The 16,106-nt window shown below is 56.1% G+C and carries 12 protein-coding genes; 2 read left to right on the top strand and 10 right to left on the bottom strand.

Annotated features, from left to right (window positions below; all coding sequences use genetic code 11):
• Positions 1-2 precede the first annotated feature (2 nt).
• Positions 3-1,964, bottom strand: a complete 1,962-nt coding sequence (locus AB8880_00220) for an acetoacetate--CoA ligase (protein ID XDZ65854.1) — start codon at positions 1,962-1,964, stop codon at positions 3-5.
• A gap of 210 nt (positions 1,965-2,174) precedes the next feature.
• Between AB8880_00220 and AB8880_00215 the strand changes: the two genes are divergently transcribed.
• A complete protein-coding gene (locus tag AB8880_00215) occupies positions 2,175-2,939 on the top strand; it encodes a M23 family metallopeptidase (protein XDZ65853.1) in 765 nt (254 codons plus the stop codon).
• Positions 2,940-2,960: 21 nt separating this feature from the next.
• Here AB8880_00215 and hemA read toward each other — a convergent pair whose 3' ends face one another.
• The 8 genes from hemA to AB8880_00175 form a co-directional block, all read right to left on the bottom strand.
• Positions 2,961-4,187, bottom strand: a complete 1,227-nt coding sequence (gene hemA / locus AB8880_00210; GenBank protein XDZ65852.1) for a 5-aminolevulinate synthase — start codon at positions 4,185-4,187, stop codon at positions 2,961-2,963.
• 35 nt (positions 4,188-4,222) lie between these two features.
• Positions 4,223-5,104, bottom strand: a complete 882-nt coding sequence (locus tag AB8880_00205) for an ABC transporter permease (protein ID XDZ65851.1) — start codon at positions 5,102-5,104, stop codon at positions 4,223-4,225.
• Positions 5,105-5,109: 5 nt separating this feature from the next.
• A complete protein-coding gene (locus AB8880_00200) occupies positions 5,110-6,363 on the bottom strand; it encodes an ABC transporter permease (protein XDZ65850.1) in 1,254 nt (417 codons plus the stop codon).
• 10 nt (positions 6,364-6,373) lie between these two features.
• Positions 6,374-7,465 carry an ABC transporter ATP-binding protein gene (locus tag AB8880_00195; protein XDZ65849.1) on the bottom strand — a complete coding sequence of 364 codons (1,092 nt, stop codon included), beginning with the start codon at positions 7,463-7,465 and terminating at the stop codon, positions 6,374-6,376.
• A gap of 182 nt (positions 7,466-7,647) precedes the next feature.
• Positions 7,648-8,601, bottom strand: a complete 954-nt coding sequence (gene speB / locus AB8880_00190) for an agmatinase (protein XDZ65848.1) — start codon at positions 8,599-8,601, stop codon at positions 7,648-7,650.
• A 109-nt stretch (positions 8,602-8,710) separates the two neighbouring features.
• Positions 8,711-10,306: an HlyD family type I secretion periplasmic adaptor subunit gene (locus AB8880_00185; protein ID XDZ65847.1), complete on the bottom strand. Its 1,596-nt coding sequence runs from the start codon at positions 10,304-10,306 to the stop codon at positions 8,711-8,713.
• Positions 10,306-12,075, bottom strand: a complete 1,770-nt coding sequence (locus AB8880_00180; protein XDZ65846.1) for a type I secretion system permease/ATPase — start codon at positions 12,073-12,075, stop codon at positions 10,306-10,308. Before AB8880_00180 ends, AB8880_00185 begins: the two co-directional genes overlap by 1 nt.
• Positions 12,069-13,439 (bottom strand): TolC family protein, encoded by a 1,371-nt coding sequence (locus tag AB8880_00175; GenBank protein ID XDZ65845.1) that lies wholly within the window; start codon positions 13,437-13,439, stop codon positions 12,069-12,071. The genes AB8880_00180 and AB8880_00175 overlap by 7 nt, the downstream gene beginning before the upstream one ends.
• Before the next feature lie 332 nt (positions 13,440-13,771).
• Between AB8880_00175 and AB8880_00170 the strand changes: the two genes are divergently transcribed.
• Entirely contained in the window at positions 13,772-14,782 is a 1,011-nt protein-coding gene (locus AB8880_00170; GenBank protein XDZ65844.1) for a rhodanese-related sulfurtransferase, read from the top strand.
• Positions 14,783-14,949: 167 nt separating this feature from the next.
• On the opposite strand, the gene AB8880_00165 is transcribed toward AB8880_00170, so the two are convergent.
• Positions 14,950-16,077 (bottom strand): serine/threonine protein kinase, encoded by a 1,128-nt coding sequence (locus AB8880_00165; protein XDZ65843.1) that lies wholly within the window; start codon positions 16,075-16,077, stop codon positions 14,950-14,952.
• Between the last annotated feature and the right edge of the window lie 29 nt (positions 16,078-16,106).

Raw genomic sequence — 16,106 nt, 5'->3', positions numbered from 1 at the left:
TTTCAGGCCTGGTTTAGTTCCGGACGATTGCGGAAATTCTCCAGAGCTTCGGGGTTGGAAAGAGCTTCGGTATTCTTGACCTCGCGTCCCTCGACCACATCGCGCACGGCAAGTTCGGTAATCTTCCCGGAGCGCGTACGCGGGATATCCGCCACTTCAAGAATATATGACGGAACATGTCGAGGGGTTGCCCCTTTCCGTATTGCCGCCTTGATCCGGTCCTTGAGATCATCGGTCAGTTCAGCGCCCTCGGTCATGCGGACAAACAGCACGACCCGAACATCCTTCGCGCCATCGCTTTCAATAGTCTGGCCGATAACAAGAGCCTCGAGAACCTCATCAAAGGATTCAACCTGGCGATATATTTCAGCCGTGCCGATACGCACACCGCCGGGATTCAATGTTGCATCAGATCTCCCATGGATGATGATCCCGCCACGCTCGGTCAGGGTTGCCCAGTCACCATGCCGCCAGATCCCCGGAAAATGTTCAAAATAGGCAGCGCGGTATTTGCTACCATCGGCGTCATCCCAGAAACCGATCGGCATGGACGGGAAAGGCTTTGTGCACACCAGTTCACCCTGCACTCCTGAAACAGATTTCCCGTCTTCATCCCAGATATCCACGGCCATCCCCAGCCCGCGTACCTGTATCTCGCCGGCATGGACCGGCAGAACAGGACAGCCCAGCACAAAACAGGAGATAAGGTCTGTCCCGCCCGAAATGCTGGCCAGTTGAACTTCAGGATGAATGGCCTTGTAGACAAAATCAAACCCATCGGTTGTCAGGGGGGAGCCGGTTGAGCAGATCACCCGCAAATGGCTGAGATCCACCGCCTCCCCGGGGCGGTAGCCGCTTTTGCGCACCGCATCGATATATTTGGCCGACGTCCCGAAGAGGTTGATCTTCTCCGTGGAAGCCATCTGCCAGAGCCTTTCTGGCCCGGGAAAAAACGGGTTGCCTTCATAGAGCACCACCGCCGCTTCAACCGCAAGAGCGGAGACCAGCCAGTTCCACATCATCCACCCACATGTGGTGAAATAGAAGACCACATCCCCTGCCTTTGTATCGCAATGCAGCCGGTGCTCCTTTATGTGCTGGATCAGTGTTCCGCCCGCGCCATGGGTGATGCATTTCGGCGCCCCGGTGGTCCCTGATGAGTACATGATATAAAGCGGGTGATTGAATGGCATGGGCAGAAACCCGTCGACCGGGTCTGCTGCCAGCGCATCATCGAACATCGTTACATTCGGGATACTGCCGAGATCGGGTGCATCCTCAAGAAACGGGACGATCAGCACGGACCGGATGGACGGGATGGCCTTGGTCAGATCAGCGATGATATCGCGGCGGTCAATGGCCTTGCCGTTATAGCGGTAGCCTTCAGCGGCCATCAGCAGGACAGGCTTGATCTGGCCGAACCGGTCCGTCACCCCGCCGAGGCCGAAATCACTTGAACAGGACGAAAACACCGCCCCGATACTTGCCGCGGCCAGCATGGTGATGATGGCTTCCGGCGTATTGGGGGTATAGGCGGCAACCCGGTCACCCGGGCCGATGCCTTCGGCCTTCATCCATCCCGCCAGGGCCAGCGTCTTTTCTTTCAGTTCCGCCCGGCTCAGCACCCGCCGGCCACCTTCTTCGCGATGGGCAATGATGGCAGGTCGTTCATCAGCATGAACAAGCATGTTTTCAGCGTAATTCAGTATCCCATCAGGGAAGAACTGCCCGCCGGTCATCTGGTCCGGATCACGGAGCACAACGTCGCCTTTCGTTCCCAGAATGCCATGCCAATCCCAGAGATGGGACCAGAACGACTGAGGCTTATCCACCGACGCCCGCCAGAGTTTTTCGTAATCCTGTCGCCAGTCGACCCCTGTTGCCGCATGAAAGCTCTTCGCGAAACGTGCTACTTCCGTTTGCTCTATCGCATCAGGGCGTGGGGTCCAGAGAAGATCAGGCATGGCACGGCTCGAAGGTGGGCTGAAATCAACGGCGTTCAGTCTACTCCATTCATTGCGCCTATCAAGTCTATCCTTTAAGGTTTTTAGAGGGAATTTCACTTAAATCCGTTGATGGTGATCAAATTGAATATCTTGGCAAAGACAATGCGCCGGTGCTCATGCTTTTTCTTATCGCGGCTACTTATGTTCCTGATTGCGATGGTATGCGTCATGCCTGCCCAGGCCCTCGAACTTGTGCGGGGGGAGATAAAACAGGGCGGAATGATACTTCTCAAAACAGATCCGGGTTACCAACTTACTGCCGAGGGAGAGCCCCTCATGGTCAGCCCGGACGGGTTTGCCGTCATCGGCTTTCACCGTGATGAGGAAAACGCGATCACGATCCGTGAAATCGCCCCCGATGGCACGGCTGAGAACCATGTCTTCACCCCGGCTATCCGTGAATATATCGAACAGCGCATAGACGGACTGCCGCAGACAATGGTCACCCCGCCTGCAGATGTGCTGGCCCGGATCGCCCGGGACCGCGACGTGGTGAAAAAGGCACGCGCCTTTGCCACGCCCATTTCGGCTTTTGCCACCTCTTTTATCTGGCCGGTCCGGGGAATTATTACCGGTGTCTACGGCTCCCGCCGTATCCTCAACGGCGAGCCACGCGCCCCGCATTACGGGATTGATATTGCCGCAAGCAAAGGCACACCCGTCCTGGCGCCAGCGGATGGGGTCATCCGCATGGCGGATGACCTCTATTTCACCGGATGGACGATCATCCTTGATCATGGCCACGGGGTTTCATCCACCTTTCTTCATCTCGACACGATATCGGCACCGCTCGGCACGGCGGTGAAGCAGGGCGACGTCATCGGAACCGTCGGGTCAAGCGGCAGATCCACCGGCGCGCATCTTGACTGGCGCGTCAATCTTTTTGAAAAACGGCTTGACCCCATGCTTGTTGCAGGGCCCATGCCGGAATAGACATGGATAGGTGAATTGCGATCAGGCGATGCTTTTGCCGCGACCATGACGGCAGGCGTGGAAACTCTCCTGCATGGCTTCGACAAGGTCATGGATCATCTCTTCGCTGTGAAGCGGGCCCGGAGTTATCCGCAGCCGTTCCGTTCCCTTGGCAACGGTCGGGTAATTGATCGGCTGGATATACATGCCGTGACGTTCGAGCAGCCTTGCCGAAATCGCAAGACACAGCGCCGGATCACCGATCATCACCGGCACGATATGGGTATCGCCTGGCAGAACATCGAAACCTGCCCCTTCAAGAAGGTGCTTCAGCAGCACAACACGACCCTTCTGAAGCTTGCGCTCATCTGAATTTTTCCTCAGATAGCGGACAGAGGCCAGCGCACCGGCGGCAATACCGGGTGGCAGCGCCGTGGTGAAGATAAAACCCGAGCCGTAAGAACGGATCGCATCACAGATCACATCCGATGCGGCGACATAGCCGCCCATGACGCCAAAGGCCTTGCCCAGCGTTCCCTGGATGATATCAACTTCACCAGCGACCCCTTCACGTTCGGCGACACCACCTCCCTGATGCCCATACATCCCCACGGCATGGACTTCATCAAGATAGGTGATCGCATTATAGCGTTTGGCAAGCGCGACAATCGCCGCAATGTGCCCGGTATCGCCATCCATGGAATAGACCGACTCAAACACGATCAGTTTGGGACGTTCCAGCGGCTCGGCCTGAAGCAGCTCTTCGAGATGGGCGATATCATTATGCCTGAAGATCACCTTATCCGCCCGGCTGTTACGAATACCGCTGATGATGGAGGCGTGATTCATCGCGTCAGAAAAGACCTTGCAGTCTCCCAGCAGTTTGACCAGGGTTGAAATGCTGGCTTCGTTGGCGACATATCCGGAAGTGAAGAGCAGCGCGCGCTCCTTGCCATGCAGGTCAGCAAGTTCTCGCTCAAGCGCAACAAGCGGCTGGGTTGTTCCTGAAATATTGCGTGTCCCGCCAGCACCGGCGCCCTGCGACCGGACAGCCTCTGCCATTGCTTCGGTGACCAACGGGTTGTGCCCCATCCCGAGGTAGTCGTTGGAGCACCACATGATCACATCACGCGGGCCATCAGGAGCATGCCAGCAGGCCACAGGATGACGCCCTGCGATACGCTCGATTTCAACGAAGTACCGATATCGGTTCTCACGCCTCAGCGCATCCAGGCTGTCAGCAAGCCGCTTTTCGTACCCTGTTGCCAATATAATCTCCTAAATTAAAGAGATTATTACATGATTCAGCGCGTGATGCCACGCAGTCTGTCGCTTCTGCGACGAAGTAGCTCAAGTGTGGTGAGCAGAAGAATCGAAATCAACACAAGACAGGTCGCCGCCGCCAGAATTGTCGGGCTGATCTCCTGCCGAATGCCGGACCACATCTGCCGCGGCAGGGTGACTGTTTCCGGCCCGCCCATGAACAGCACGACCACCACTTCGTCAAAAGACGTGATAAAGGCGAACAGTCCACCTGAAATGACGCCCGGAAGAATAAGAGGCATCTGCACGCGGAAGAAGGTGACAAACGTATTCGCCCCAAGACTCTGGGCAGCTTTGGTCATGTTCTGGTCAAACCCGGTCAGGGTTGCGGTCACGGTGATCACCACGAAAGGTGTGCCGAGCGCCGCATGCGCCAGGATAAGGCCGGTATAGGTGCCGATCAGATTGACCTTGGCATAGAAAAGGAACATGCCGGATGCGGTGATGATCAGCGGCACAATCAGGGGAGAAATCAGCGTCGCCATCAGGATTTTACGGAACGGCATCAGCGGGTGCGAAAGCCCGATTGCCGCCATCGTTCCAAGACTGGTGGAAAGCGCCGTCGCCGCGACGGCGATAAAGGCTGAATTAACGGCCCCTGTCTTCCATTTATCGGAACACATGGTCTTGATGCTTGGGTCATCACAGAACCCAAGCATGTTCTTGTACCATTTGAGCGAAAAGGCATCCGGGTCCAGCGCCAGCATTTCCGGCGTGAAGCTCAGAAAAACGCCATTCGTGAAGGAGAGCGGTATCACCACGATCAACGGGGCGATCAGAAAGAACAGTACCAGCCCGCAGATCGAAAGGTACGTGTAGTGCCAGATTTTCTGGCCTGTTGTGGCATAGATGGGAAGCGCCATAGCCGTTACCCCATTTTCATGTTGTCGATACCGACAATCTTGTCATAAAGCCAATAGAGGATGAGGATCCCGAAAAGAAGAATAACCCCCATTGCCGCCGCAAGGCCCCAGTTCAGCGTATTCTGCATGTGAAAAGCGATGAAGTTGCCGATCAGCCGGCCATCCTTGCCCCCAACCAGTTCGGGCGTGATGTAATACCCGATCGCGACAATGAAGACGAGAATCGAACCTGCACCAACACCTGGAAGCGTCTGCGGCAGATATACGCGAATAAAGGCAAGCGACGGCGTCGCGCCAAGATTCTGGGCCGCCCGCATATAGCTTGGCGGTATCGTCTTCATCACGCTGTAGATCGGCAGAATCATGAAGGGCAGGAGGATCTGCGTCATCACGATGAGTGTGCCCGTGAAATTATACATCATCGGCAGGCGCAACTCTTCAGGCAGACCCAAGGCAACCAGCGTATCGTTGACGACCCCTTCCTGCTGAAGCATCACCATCCAGGATACAATCCGCACCAGCAACGATGTCCAGAACGGTATCAGCACACAGATCATCAGGAGATTGGATTTGCTGATCGGCAGGGTGGCAAGCAGATGCGCCACCGGGTAGCCCAGCACCAGGCAGAACACCGTCACCAGAAGCGACACAAGCAGCGTCCGCTTCCATAAAAGAACATAGACCTGCCGGTTTTCGGGCTGTTGTTCGATGGATTTCTCATACCCGTATTTCAGATCGACGGCGTTCAGGTAATAGCCAAGGGTATACGGGTCCTTCATGGCGCTCAGTGATTGCCAGAATTCAACATCCCCCCACCGATCGTGGATATCGATCATCTTATCCTTATAGGGCGGCTCCTTGATTTTTTTCATCATCCGGGCAGTTTTCTTGAGCAGGCTTTTCCAACCGGATTTTTCATAGTTCATCCGCGTTGAAACACGGCCGACATCAATCTTGTCCGCGTTCTTCAGATCCTGGAACATCGCCGCAAAGAGCGGCTCATCCGGCACGGACTGGCCATCCCAGTTTTTCAGTTCCTCAAAGGTCAGCGGCAGGACCTCATTGACCAGCATGTCATCCACGGATCTGGTAAAGAGGCTGGCAATCGGCACCACGAACGAAATCATGATAAAGACAAGGAGCGGCACAACCAGAAGAAATGCCCGCATCTTGATGCGCTGCTGGGACCGGCGGAGGCTGACTTTGAGCGGAACACCGTCCTGGGTCAGCAATGGGCCTGTTTGTTCTGCACCAGACATCGTTTCAGCCTTATCCCGTGAAATCCAGGGCCCGGCAATCCTGTGTATCCCAGGCAACAAATCCGGACGTGCCGGGCTTGATATCACCACTCAGGCTTGCGTTGGGCACTTTGACAATAAATTCCCTGTTGCCGGCAACGTCCATCCGGCACCGGATATGATCCCCAAGATAGATCAACTCTTCGATCTTCGCTGGCATGGCCACCTTGCCGCCCGGTTTTTTCTTCCCAAAGCTGATCCGCTCCGGACGAATTGAGAGCGTTGTCCGGTCACCCTTGCCAACATTAACGGCCGTGGCCTTGATCTTGCCATGCTCACCCAAATCGATCTGTGCCACGCCCCTGGTCACGCTTGAGACGGTTCCATTGAGCTTGTTGTTCTCCCCGATGAACTGGGCCACAAAAGCATTTTCCGGACGTTCATACAGCGTTACCGGGTCCGCAAGCTGCTGGATCACCCCGTCATCGAAAACCGCGATACGGTTGGACATGGTCAGGGCCTCGGACTGGTCGTGGGTGACATAGACAACCGTCACCTCCAGATTCTCGTGAATATGCTTGATCTCATACTGCATGTGCTCACGCAACTGCTTGTCGAGCGCGCCAAGAGGTTCATCCATGAGCACGAGTTCAGGTTCAAAGACCAGCGCCCGGGCGAGGGCAACCCGCTGCTGCTGGCCCCCGGAAAGCTGGCCCGGCCGACGGTCACCAAAAGCACCCATCTGCACCATATCGAGCGCTTTGCGCACTTTATCCTCGGTTTCCGCCTTGCCGAACTTGCGGACACTGAGGGGGAATGCAAGGTTTTCATTGACCGTCATATGCGGGAAAAGAGCGTAATTCTGGAAAACCATCCCGATGCCACGCTTGTGGGGCGGGATATTGTTGATCGGGTTGCCGTTGATCATGATATCGCCATGGGTGGCGGTTTCAAATCCGGCCAGCATCATGAGGCAGGTGGTCTTGCCCGACCCCGACGGCCCGAGCATGGTGACAAATTCACCTTTTTCTATGTCAAGATTGAGGTTTTTGACAACGAGGGTTTCGCCATCGTAACTCTTCTGCACATTCTGATAACGAACAAACGGTGTTCCCTGTGCCATTCCCATCCCCGATATTAATTATGTTATCACACTAAAACGAACAATGGCCCAGGATGCAAGGTTTTATTAGCAAAATTCGACATAAATTCGCTGAATTCCTGTCATTTTGAGACAAAATACCAATTTCACTCATATCCATTAACAGGCCAGCAGATGATGAAACTTCGGCCTTGTCCTGCATTTCATCGATGATGAAGTATTCGGCCAATGGTATTGAGAAGAAGCTGTGCCGCCAGCGTTGAAGTCGATCCGGTGGGGTCATAATCCGGCGCCACTTCGACCAGATCAAGGCCGATGATATCACCTCGCCTTGCCAGACCATCGAGCAGTTCAAGAATTTCGTAATAGAGGAAGCCGCCATGACTGGGCGTGCCGGTCCCGGGGGCGATCGAGGGATCAAATCCATCAATATCAATGGTGATGTAATACCTGCTGGCCGCGGGAATCCGTTCCAGCACCGCGGCCACGCCAAGAGAGCGGAACTGCCGGACCGAAAGAATGTCGCTGCCGAAGCGGCGGGCATCCTCATACCCTTCCCTTGCCGTGGATGAAACATTCCTGATCCCGATCTGGCTGAGCCCCGTCACATAGGGCTTTTCCGCGGCCCGCCGCATCGGATTGCCATGCCCGACGGTAACGCCATGCCGCTCATCGACAAAATCGAGATGGGCATCAATCTGCACGAGATGAAACGGCTTCTCTTCGCTGAAAGCATTGATCGCCGGAATATTCACCGAATGATCCCCTCCGAGAACCACCGGCAAGGCCCCTGCCTTGAGGATGGCACGGACGCCAGTTTCGATATTGGCGTGGCTTTGCTTTGTGTCGGTATGGATGATATCGGCATCGCCAATATCGACAATCCGGGTGGTTTCGGCGGCAAGATAGGTAATGTCGTCTTCATGGTCATAGGCCCCGGCATGACCAAAGGAAAAGAGTGTTGACGCCTCACGGATTGCCCTCGGGCCAAAGCGGGCACCAGGCCGGTACTGGGTGCCGAAATCGAAGGGGGCGCCAAGAATGGCAACATCCGCATCGATCGACTCCCAGTCCATCTGAACAGGATATTTGCCGAAACTGCAAAGCCCGACAAAAGGCAGATTGAGCCGCCCCGATGAATACCCATGTGTTGCCATAACGCCCTCCCGATCACCTCGAACAAAGGTGAAGCGCATCAAGAAGAAAGGCAAGCCCAATCCGTGGGGAGGAATTCAGGGCCTGCCTTCAACCGAGGAAATGGTACGCTTATTTCTCCCGGAAAGCGATGGTCTGGGCACGTTTGATCGGCGAGAGGATATATTCCATTATCGTTCTCTTATCCCCCAGAAGATCGACAATCACGGTCATGCCGGGCACGACATCGGGGGAGACGCCCGACTGCGGAAAGGTGGTGTCCGGCACGTTGACCATGGTGACAAAATAGGGCGGCTGGTTTTCTTCCTGGGTGCTGTTGCTGGCGATCTTCTGCACCTGCCCTTCCAGCGTGCCGAACCGGGACGGATCATAGGACGTGAGCGAGATTCGCACTTTCTGGCCGATCCTGATCTTGGATACATCATCGGTATTGACCCGGGCGCGGACCGTAACCTCGCTTTCATCCGGAACAAGCTCGGCCATGATCGCCCCGCCATCCACCACCGCGCCGATGGTGTTGATATGAACCACCGAAATCACGCCATCCGCCGGTGCTCGAACCGCGGCATAGGCGACTTTGCCCTTCAACGCCTCAAGCCGGGCTTCGGCCTGGGCTGCTTCGGTGCGCACCTCGACCAGCCGGGTTTCGGCATCGGCCCGAAAACTGTCATCGACGGCTTGCAACCGGCGCTGGCGACTTTTCAGATCTGCCTCCATCCGCTGGGCGGCAAGCCCGGCGAGACGTTCTCTTCCCATGGCTTCATCCAGCCTTGCCTGAACATTGAGCAGGCTGAGTTTGGGCTCATACCCCCGGTCCACCAGAGGTTTCACGACACTGAGTTCTTCCTTGATCGTGGCAATCTGCATCGCCGCCACCTCGCCCTCGGCAATCTGCTCGGCGATACCCTGGCGCAGGCTTTCGATTTCCTGCTCGATCACCTTCTTTTCACTGTCGAGCGCCTTGCGCCGGCTCTGGAAGACGGCCGCCTCCTGTGCTGTGACCTCAGGGGCTTCCTGCAGCAGTTCGGCGGGGAAACGGATGCTGCCATCGCCCCGGCTTTCCGCTTCGAGCCGGTGGATTGTTGCGCTCGCGGTCAGCCGCTGGATCTCGTTATCCTCGAAATTGGCGCGCACATCCTCATCCTCGACCTCAAAGACGACGTCACCCTTGGATACCCGGTCACCAAGTTTGACATGGATGGCCACCACCGAGCCCGGCAGACGTGACTGGATGATCTGCACATTCTCGCTGGGGACGACCTCCCCATCCGCGCGGACCACCTCATCGATTTCAGAAAGCATGGCCCAGGACACCGCCGAAACGAAGAACACCGCGATGATGATATAGATCATCTGCCCCTTGAGCGGGGCTTTGCTCCCTGAATCAAGGCTTATCTCCGGGGTGACGAGCTGGGCCGGAACAAGAACAGGCCTCGGGATGAAGAAATTTACGATCGCCTGCTTGCGCCGGCCGAACCAGGCCGCTATTCGGCCACCGATCGACAGGCGTGGCGGCGGGGTTTCAGCGTCATCCTCCTCCGGCACGGACCGGGGCAGGGGTGCTTTCGGGTCAACGGCTTCTGCCTCAACCTTCTCTACCTTGATCCCATCGGCACAGGTTTCTTCTTCGGGTGCTTTATCGGCACCCCGGCCAAAGCCAAACAGTCTTTTAATGAACGAGCGGGAAGAACCGGAATCTGAACGCATCAATTCCCTCCTTTCAATTTTTCCAACACCTCATCACGCGGGCCATCCATGACAATCCGGCCGGAATCCATAATTAGGATCCGGTCCGCAATACTCACAAGTGGGCCGCGATGGGTAACAAAAATGGCGGTCTTGCCGTTCAGAGATTCCTTCAGATTCTGAACAAGCTGGGTTTCGGTGGTGGCGTCCATCGACGACGTCGGCTCATCCATCAGAACGATGTTGGGGTTGCCGATCATCGCCCGGGCTATCGCCAGCGACTGGCGCATCCCGGCCGAAAGCTCCTGCCCGCGTTCCGAAAGAACAAAATCAAATCCGTTCGGCAACAGCCCGATGAACTGGCCGGCACCCGCCATCTCCGCGGCGGCAACCAGTTGCTCGTCGCTGGCATCCGGCGCCCCCATGAGCAGGTTTTCCCGCACTGTCCCTGAAAACAGGATCGGGTTCTGAAGAACAACGCTGACATTATTACGGACATCTTCGGGATGAAGGTTACGGATATCCGCATCATCGAGCAAAACCGCTCCAGCCGAGGCACTGTTGATCCCGGCCATCAGGCTGAGCAGCGAGGATTTGCCAGAGCCGATACGCCCGAGAATGGCAACTTTTTCCCCCGGCTTGACAGCGAAACTGCAATTGTTCAGCGAGGGCTCGTTCTGGCCTTCATAGGTCAGGTTGACATTCTTGAAGACAATACCGCCATTGAGTTTTTCCCGCCGCACATGACCGATACGCTCTTCTTCCTCGGTGGTGATATTCATCACCTTGGAAAGCCCGCTATAGGCTACAATAGCCTGATTAAGCCGGCCAAGGAGTGACGTGATCTGCCCGAGCGGTGCCAGCGTTCTCCCCGACAGGATCACGCAGGCAATCAGTTGCCCCATGGTCAGGTTGCCGCTGGCAATCAGAAAGACGCCGTAAACAATTATCCCGACCTGGGATGCCTGTTGACCCAACTGGGTGAAATAGGTTGCAAGCTGGGAGGTGAATCTGCTTCTCCGCTGGGCTGACCCCTGATTGATCACCCCCTGAAACCATCTGTTGCGCAGTATCGTGATGCCACGAACCGATTTCACCGTATGCAGGTTGCTGAGAAGCTCCACCATCACCGCCTGTTTAGATTGCCCCTGTTTGGCGCTGACATCACTGATCTTGCGCATGATCGGCTGCAGCAGCAGGCCGAAAAGAATGACCACCGGCACCACCAGCGCAGGCACCGCCGCCACCGGCCCGCCAATCGCGTAGAGGACAAAAAGAAACAGAATGACAAAAGGCAGGTCAGCAAAAACCGCGAAACTTGCCGAACCGATCACCTCTTTGAGAATTTCAAAATCCCGTACGGTATTCGCCAGCGCCCCGGTAGCCTGCCTGGACATGCTGATATCGTGGCGGGAGATTTTGTCAAAGAGATCGCTAGAAACCTGCTTGTCGATTTCCGTGCCGGCATGATCGACAAAACTGCCGCGGATGATCTTGAGGGTAAAGTCAAACCCCATGATGATGATGACGATCAGGGTCAGGGCAAAGAGAGACTCGGTCGCGTTGTTCGGTATCACCCGGTCATAGACCGTCATGATGTAGAGCGACGAGGCAAGAGCAAAGAAATTGATCATCACCGACGCGACAATAACCTGATAATACGTCCGCCGGTTGTTCAGCACATATTGCCAGAACCAGTGACCTTTGTTTGACGCTTTGGCATCTTTTGCCCCGGTTTTGGCCTCAGCCGGACCATCTTCGCTGGTACGTGGTGCAACAGGATTCAGCATTGCGGACCTCCATAAGGCAGGCTGAGCACATCGCCGAGCCGGTCGGCAAAGAAGACACCACGCAGCAGCGCCCCTTCGACTTCATAGGTCAGGCTGATCTGTTCCGCCTCAAGTTGAGCGATCTGCTCCATCAGGCGGGTCACGGAAAGAGGATCGCTCTCCGTCTGGCCCTGCCGGGCCTGTGCTTCCTCAAGCCGTTCCACAAGTTCGGCCATTTTCTCATCATTGGCCTTGCGTCTTTCCCTTGCCTGCCGCAGGGTTTCGATCACGTTTTCAACCTGATTACGATGCTGCCGGATAAGATCATCCCGCTGATTATCAAGGCTGCGGCCCTGCCATTTCGCTTCGGCCTGGCGGGCAGCATTGCTGCCGCCAACATAGAGGGGCATGCTGAACCGGACCTGCCCTGTCATCTCGTATTCTTCGGAAAATCCGTCGATATCAAAGAAGGTGGTGTTGAGCTGGCCGGTAAATTGCGGCTTCTTCTCCGCTTCAAGGCGGCCGACTTCGGCGATATTGCTCTGGATTTCGAAATCCAGCCGGCGAATCTCCCGGATAGTCTCACTGGCAATATCTGGTGGCGTTTCCGGCCGCGCCAGACGGAACCGGTCAAAAAGGGCCAGCGCCGCCGAGGCATCAAGAGCAAACCGGCTTGAAAGTTCCGCTTCGTTGAGGCTGATCTGCCTGTTGGCCAGTGTCAGTTGAATCTGGGCATCAAGCTCGATCACCTTATAGGCCCTGAGATCGCCAATTCGCGTGACCCCGGCATTGACCCCGGCCTCCACCCGCTCTCCTATTGGCGCAAGGTCCTCGGCATAATCAGCATAGAGTTTTGCCTGATCACGGTTTTCGGCAATCCGCATCGCCAGATCCACGATATCCGCAGCAACCCGATCGATCTGGATATGCATGCCCAGCCGCTGGGCGGCCGCATCATTGAGGGCGATCTGCTTGTCGGCTTCGATCACCCCCCAGTCATAAAGGACCTGGTTGACCCGCACCACCGCATCGATGGCATCATCATCAAAACGGCGACTCAATGTATCCCGCCGGGTAATATTGCTCGACAGCGATGACCCGCCCTGCAGATCAAAGGTAATCTGTGGATACTGCCTGCTTGTTGCCAGATCAAAATTGCTGGCAGCGCTGCAGATATTGGCCCGGGCGGCGGACACATTGGGATGACCGATCACCGCGGCCACGGCACGTTCGGCCAGCCCCCCACCCTCGGTCAGGATTTCGTGATCGGATGAAGATGTCTCTGCTGTCTGGCCGAATGCCTGACCGGCAACCGACGGCAGCAGCATCAGTATAAAAAGATAGCCGCAGGTATTCAACCAGCGGCCCTGTTGTGGATGTGTCATGGTACCTCCTTCCGTAACCACCAAAACTACTCTGACCAATGCGGGTGGCCTGGCCCTTTGCCAGATGGATTGACCGACACGGCAGATGCCCTTGCTATCGGTCAAGCCAACTGGCTGATTCGGAAAGAAGTATACGGACGAGTAGTTAATTTTTACTTAACGCACGGAAAATAAATAAAAATATTAATTTTCTATTAATTCTCGCATGGGCGCGGAAAACAATGAGACTTGCCCGCAACACAGGACAGAGGCTAAAAATACCTGGCAGGACTTTGCCACCTGACGCAGGCCAGGAACAGCACAGGTCTTGCGAGAAAACGCCGGAGGATGACATGACGCGCCTGCCCGAAGCCGGGGAACAGATCACGAAAGAGAATACCGGGGAAGATGACGCCGTCTATCAGGTGGCAGCGCTCTATCATTTCACGCATCTTGCCGATCCGGCCGAAAAACGCGCATCCCTGCTGCCGCTCTGCAAGAATCATGACATTCGCGGGACCTTGCTTCTTGCCCATGAGGGCATCAACGGCACTATCGCAGGTTCAGCACATGGTATTGCGGAGGTGATCCGCCATCTTGAATCCTGGCCGGAGATCAGAGGGCTTGAGGTCAAGTATTCCGCTTCACGCTCCCCGGGTTTTCTGCGCATGAAAGTCCGGCTTAAATCCGAAATCGTCACCATGGGCAAGCCGGATATCGACCCTCGCCAGGATGTCGGCACCTATGTTGCCCCCGAAGACTGGAACGCGCTGATCCGCCGCCAGGATGTAATGGTCATCGACACACGCAACATCTATGAAACACGGATAGGACGTTTTGCCGGGGCTGTTGATCCGGGCACCGAGACATTCCGTCAATTTCCCGACTGGGCTGATGCGCTTGCACATGATGCCGATGCCCCGAAGGCTGTTGCCATGTACTGCACGGGCGGGATCAGATGTGAGAAAGCATCGGCCTATATGAAACAGCTTGGCATTGATGAAGTCTATCATCTCAAGGGTGGTATTCTGAAATATCTTGAGGTGGTGCCCGCCGAAGAAAGCCTCTGGGAAGGCGAGTGCTTTGTCTTTGATGAACGGGTGGGGCTGGGCCACCAGTTGACTCAGGGGGAATATGAACTCTGCCATGCCTGCAAGGAGCCGGTCTCCGCTACCGAACGGGAGGACCCGAAGTTTGAAAAAGGCGTGTCCTGCCCGCATTGTTCAGACAGATACAGCGAGGCTCAGCGTCAGCGGTTCCGGGAAAGACAGCGCCAGATCACCCTTGCCGAAATGCGCGGGGAAAAGCATCTCGGCGCTGCCTCCGCCTGCGCCAGACGGCATCAGCGTCAGCGTTCATCCTGAAGGCGTTTCGATATGAAGCCCCTCAACCAGGATTGCACCAGATAAACCCCGCTCCCTGGCGAAATTCTTTCCGGCGGCCGGACAAGGACGGCATTGCCGTTGCGGCAACCTGCTTCCCGCCTTGCAACGTCGCCGTCGTCGCTGATCGCAAGCTTGGGGTGAAATCCCTAAAGGTTGGGGAAATAATCCTCGCAAGTGCCTTCACGGCGGACATCGGCCGTACAACAATGCAGCCCGCCACCAAAGGCATAGGCATCACGCAGATCGACTTCCACCACTTCCATGCCAAGTTTGTCCATCTGTTCGGCCTGATAGACCTCGGTCTTCTCGACACAGACGGTCTTCGGGTCAAGCACCAGCACATTCATCGACAGCCAGACCGATGAATAGCACAAAGGTGGCGGGGAATTATGGGCCGGCTGGGCGGCATCGACAATTTCCCAGCCGTTCTTCTCAAACATCTCGCGCTGGTCATCGGGCAGACGCCGCTGGGGGTTGTTCAGAATAAGCCCCGGGCGCAGTGGCGTGAAGGTCGCATCAATATGGATAGGATATGGATCACCCGGGAAATTGACCGAATGCACCCGATGATCAGGGAAATGCCGCCTGAGCCAGTCAATCCCTTTGAGGTTGGTGGTAAATCCATGCTGCACCACCAGATCGCGGCCAAAGCGAAGCACGTCGGCGGCATCGAAAAGCGGCTCTTCCTCGGTGGTCACAAAAAACTTCTCGGCGGTCCATTCAAGACGCTTGGCATCACCGATCTTCTCGGAGAGATAATCCGGCCGGTAATCCGCATCCGTGAGACGGGGTTTTGGCGCCGCTTCATGACGCATGCCGGGATCTTCCATGTAATAGCGCTGCAGCAGCGGCCGGTAGCAGAGATATTCAAACCAGCGGCACCGATAGCTCATGGTAGCTTCAAGCATCTCCTTGCCCACGGTCAGAAGCACATCCCGTGGCGGCATGCAGCCAAACATGGTTTCGGTTTCCCAATCGGGTGTTGCCGTTGGCTGATTGAAATCAAGCGGCGTCGGGCGATCGACCATTACGCCGCGCTTTTCCAGCATCGCCGCGAAATTGTCGAGTAGCTCATTGGCGCGATCAACGGTTTCCTGGGGCCGCGGCCCATACTGGCCACGCATATCGGAATCTTCCGGCACCTTGGCGTCAAGTGCAGGTTCAGGCGCCGGGATACAGCACCCATCCGCCCGTCCGACAATCACATGCTTGAGGGGGTCCCACTCGTTCCAGCTTTCAACAATTGTCCCTGTTTCCGATGCAGTTTCGCTCATCGCGGCCTCCGGTAAAAAATGCTGCTCTG

It is taken from the genome of Alphaproteobacteria bacterium LSUCC0684, assembly GCA_041228335.1.
Classification (GTDB): Bacteria; Pseudomonadota; Alphaproteobacteria; order Puniceispirillales; family UBA1172.
This window is presented reverse-complemented; position numbering and strand designations above follow the sequence as displayed.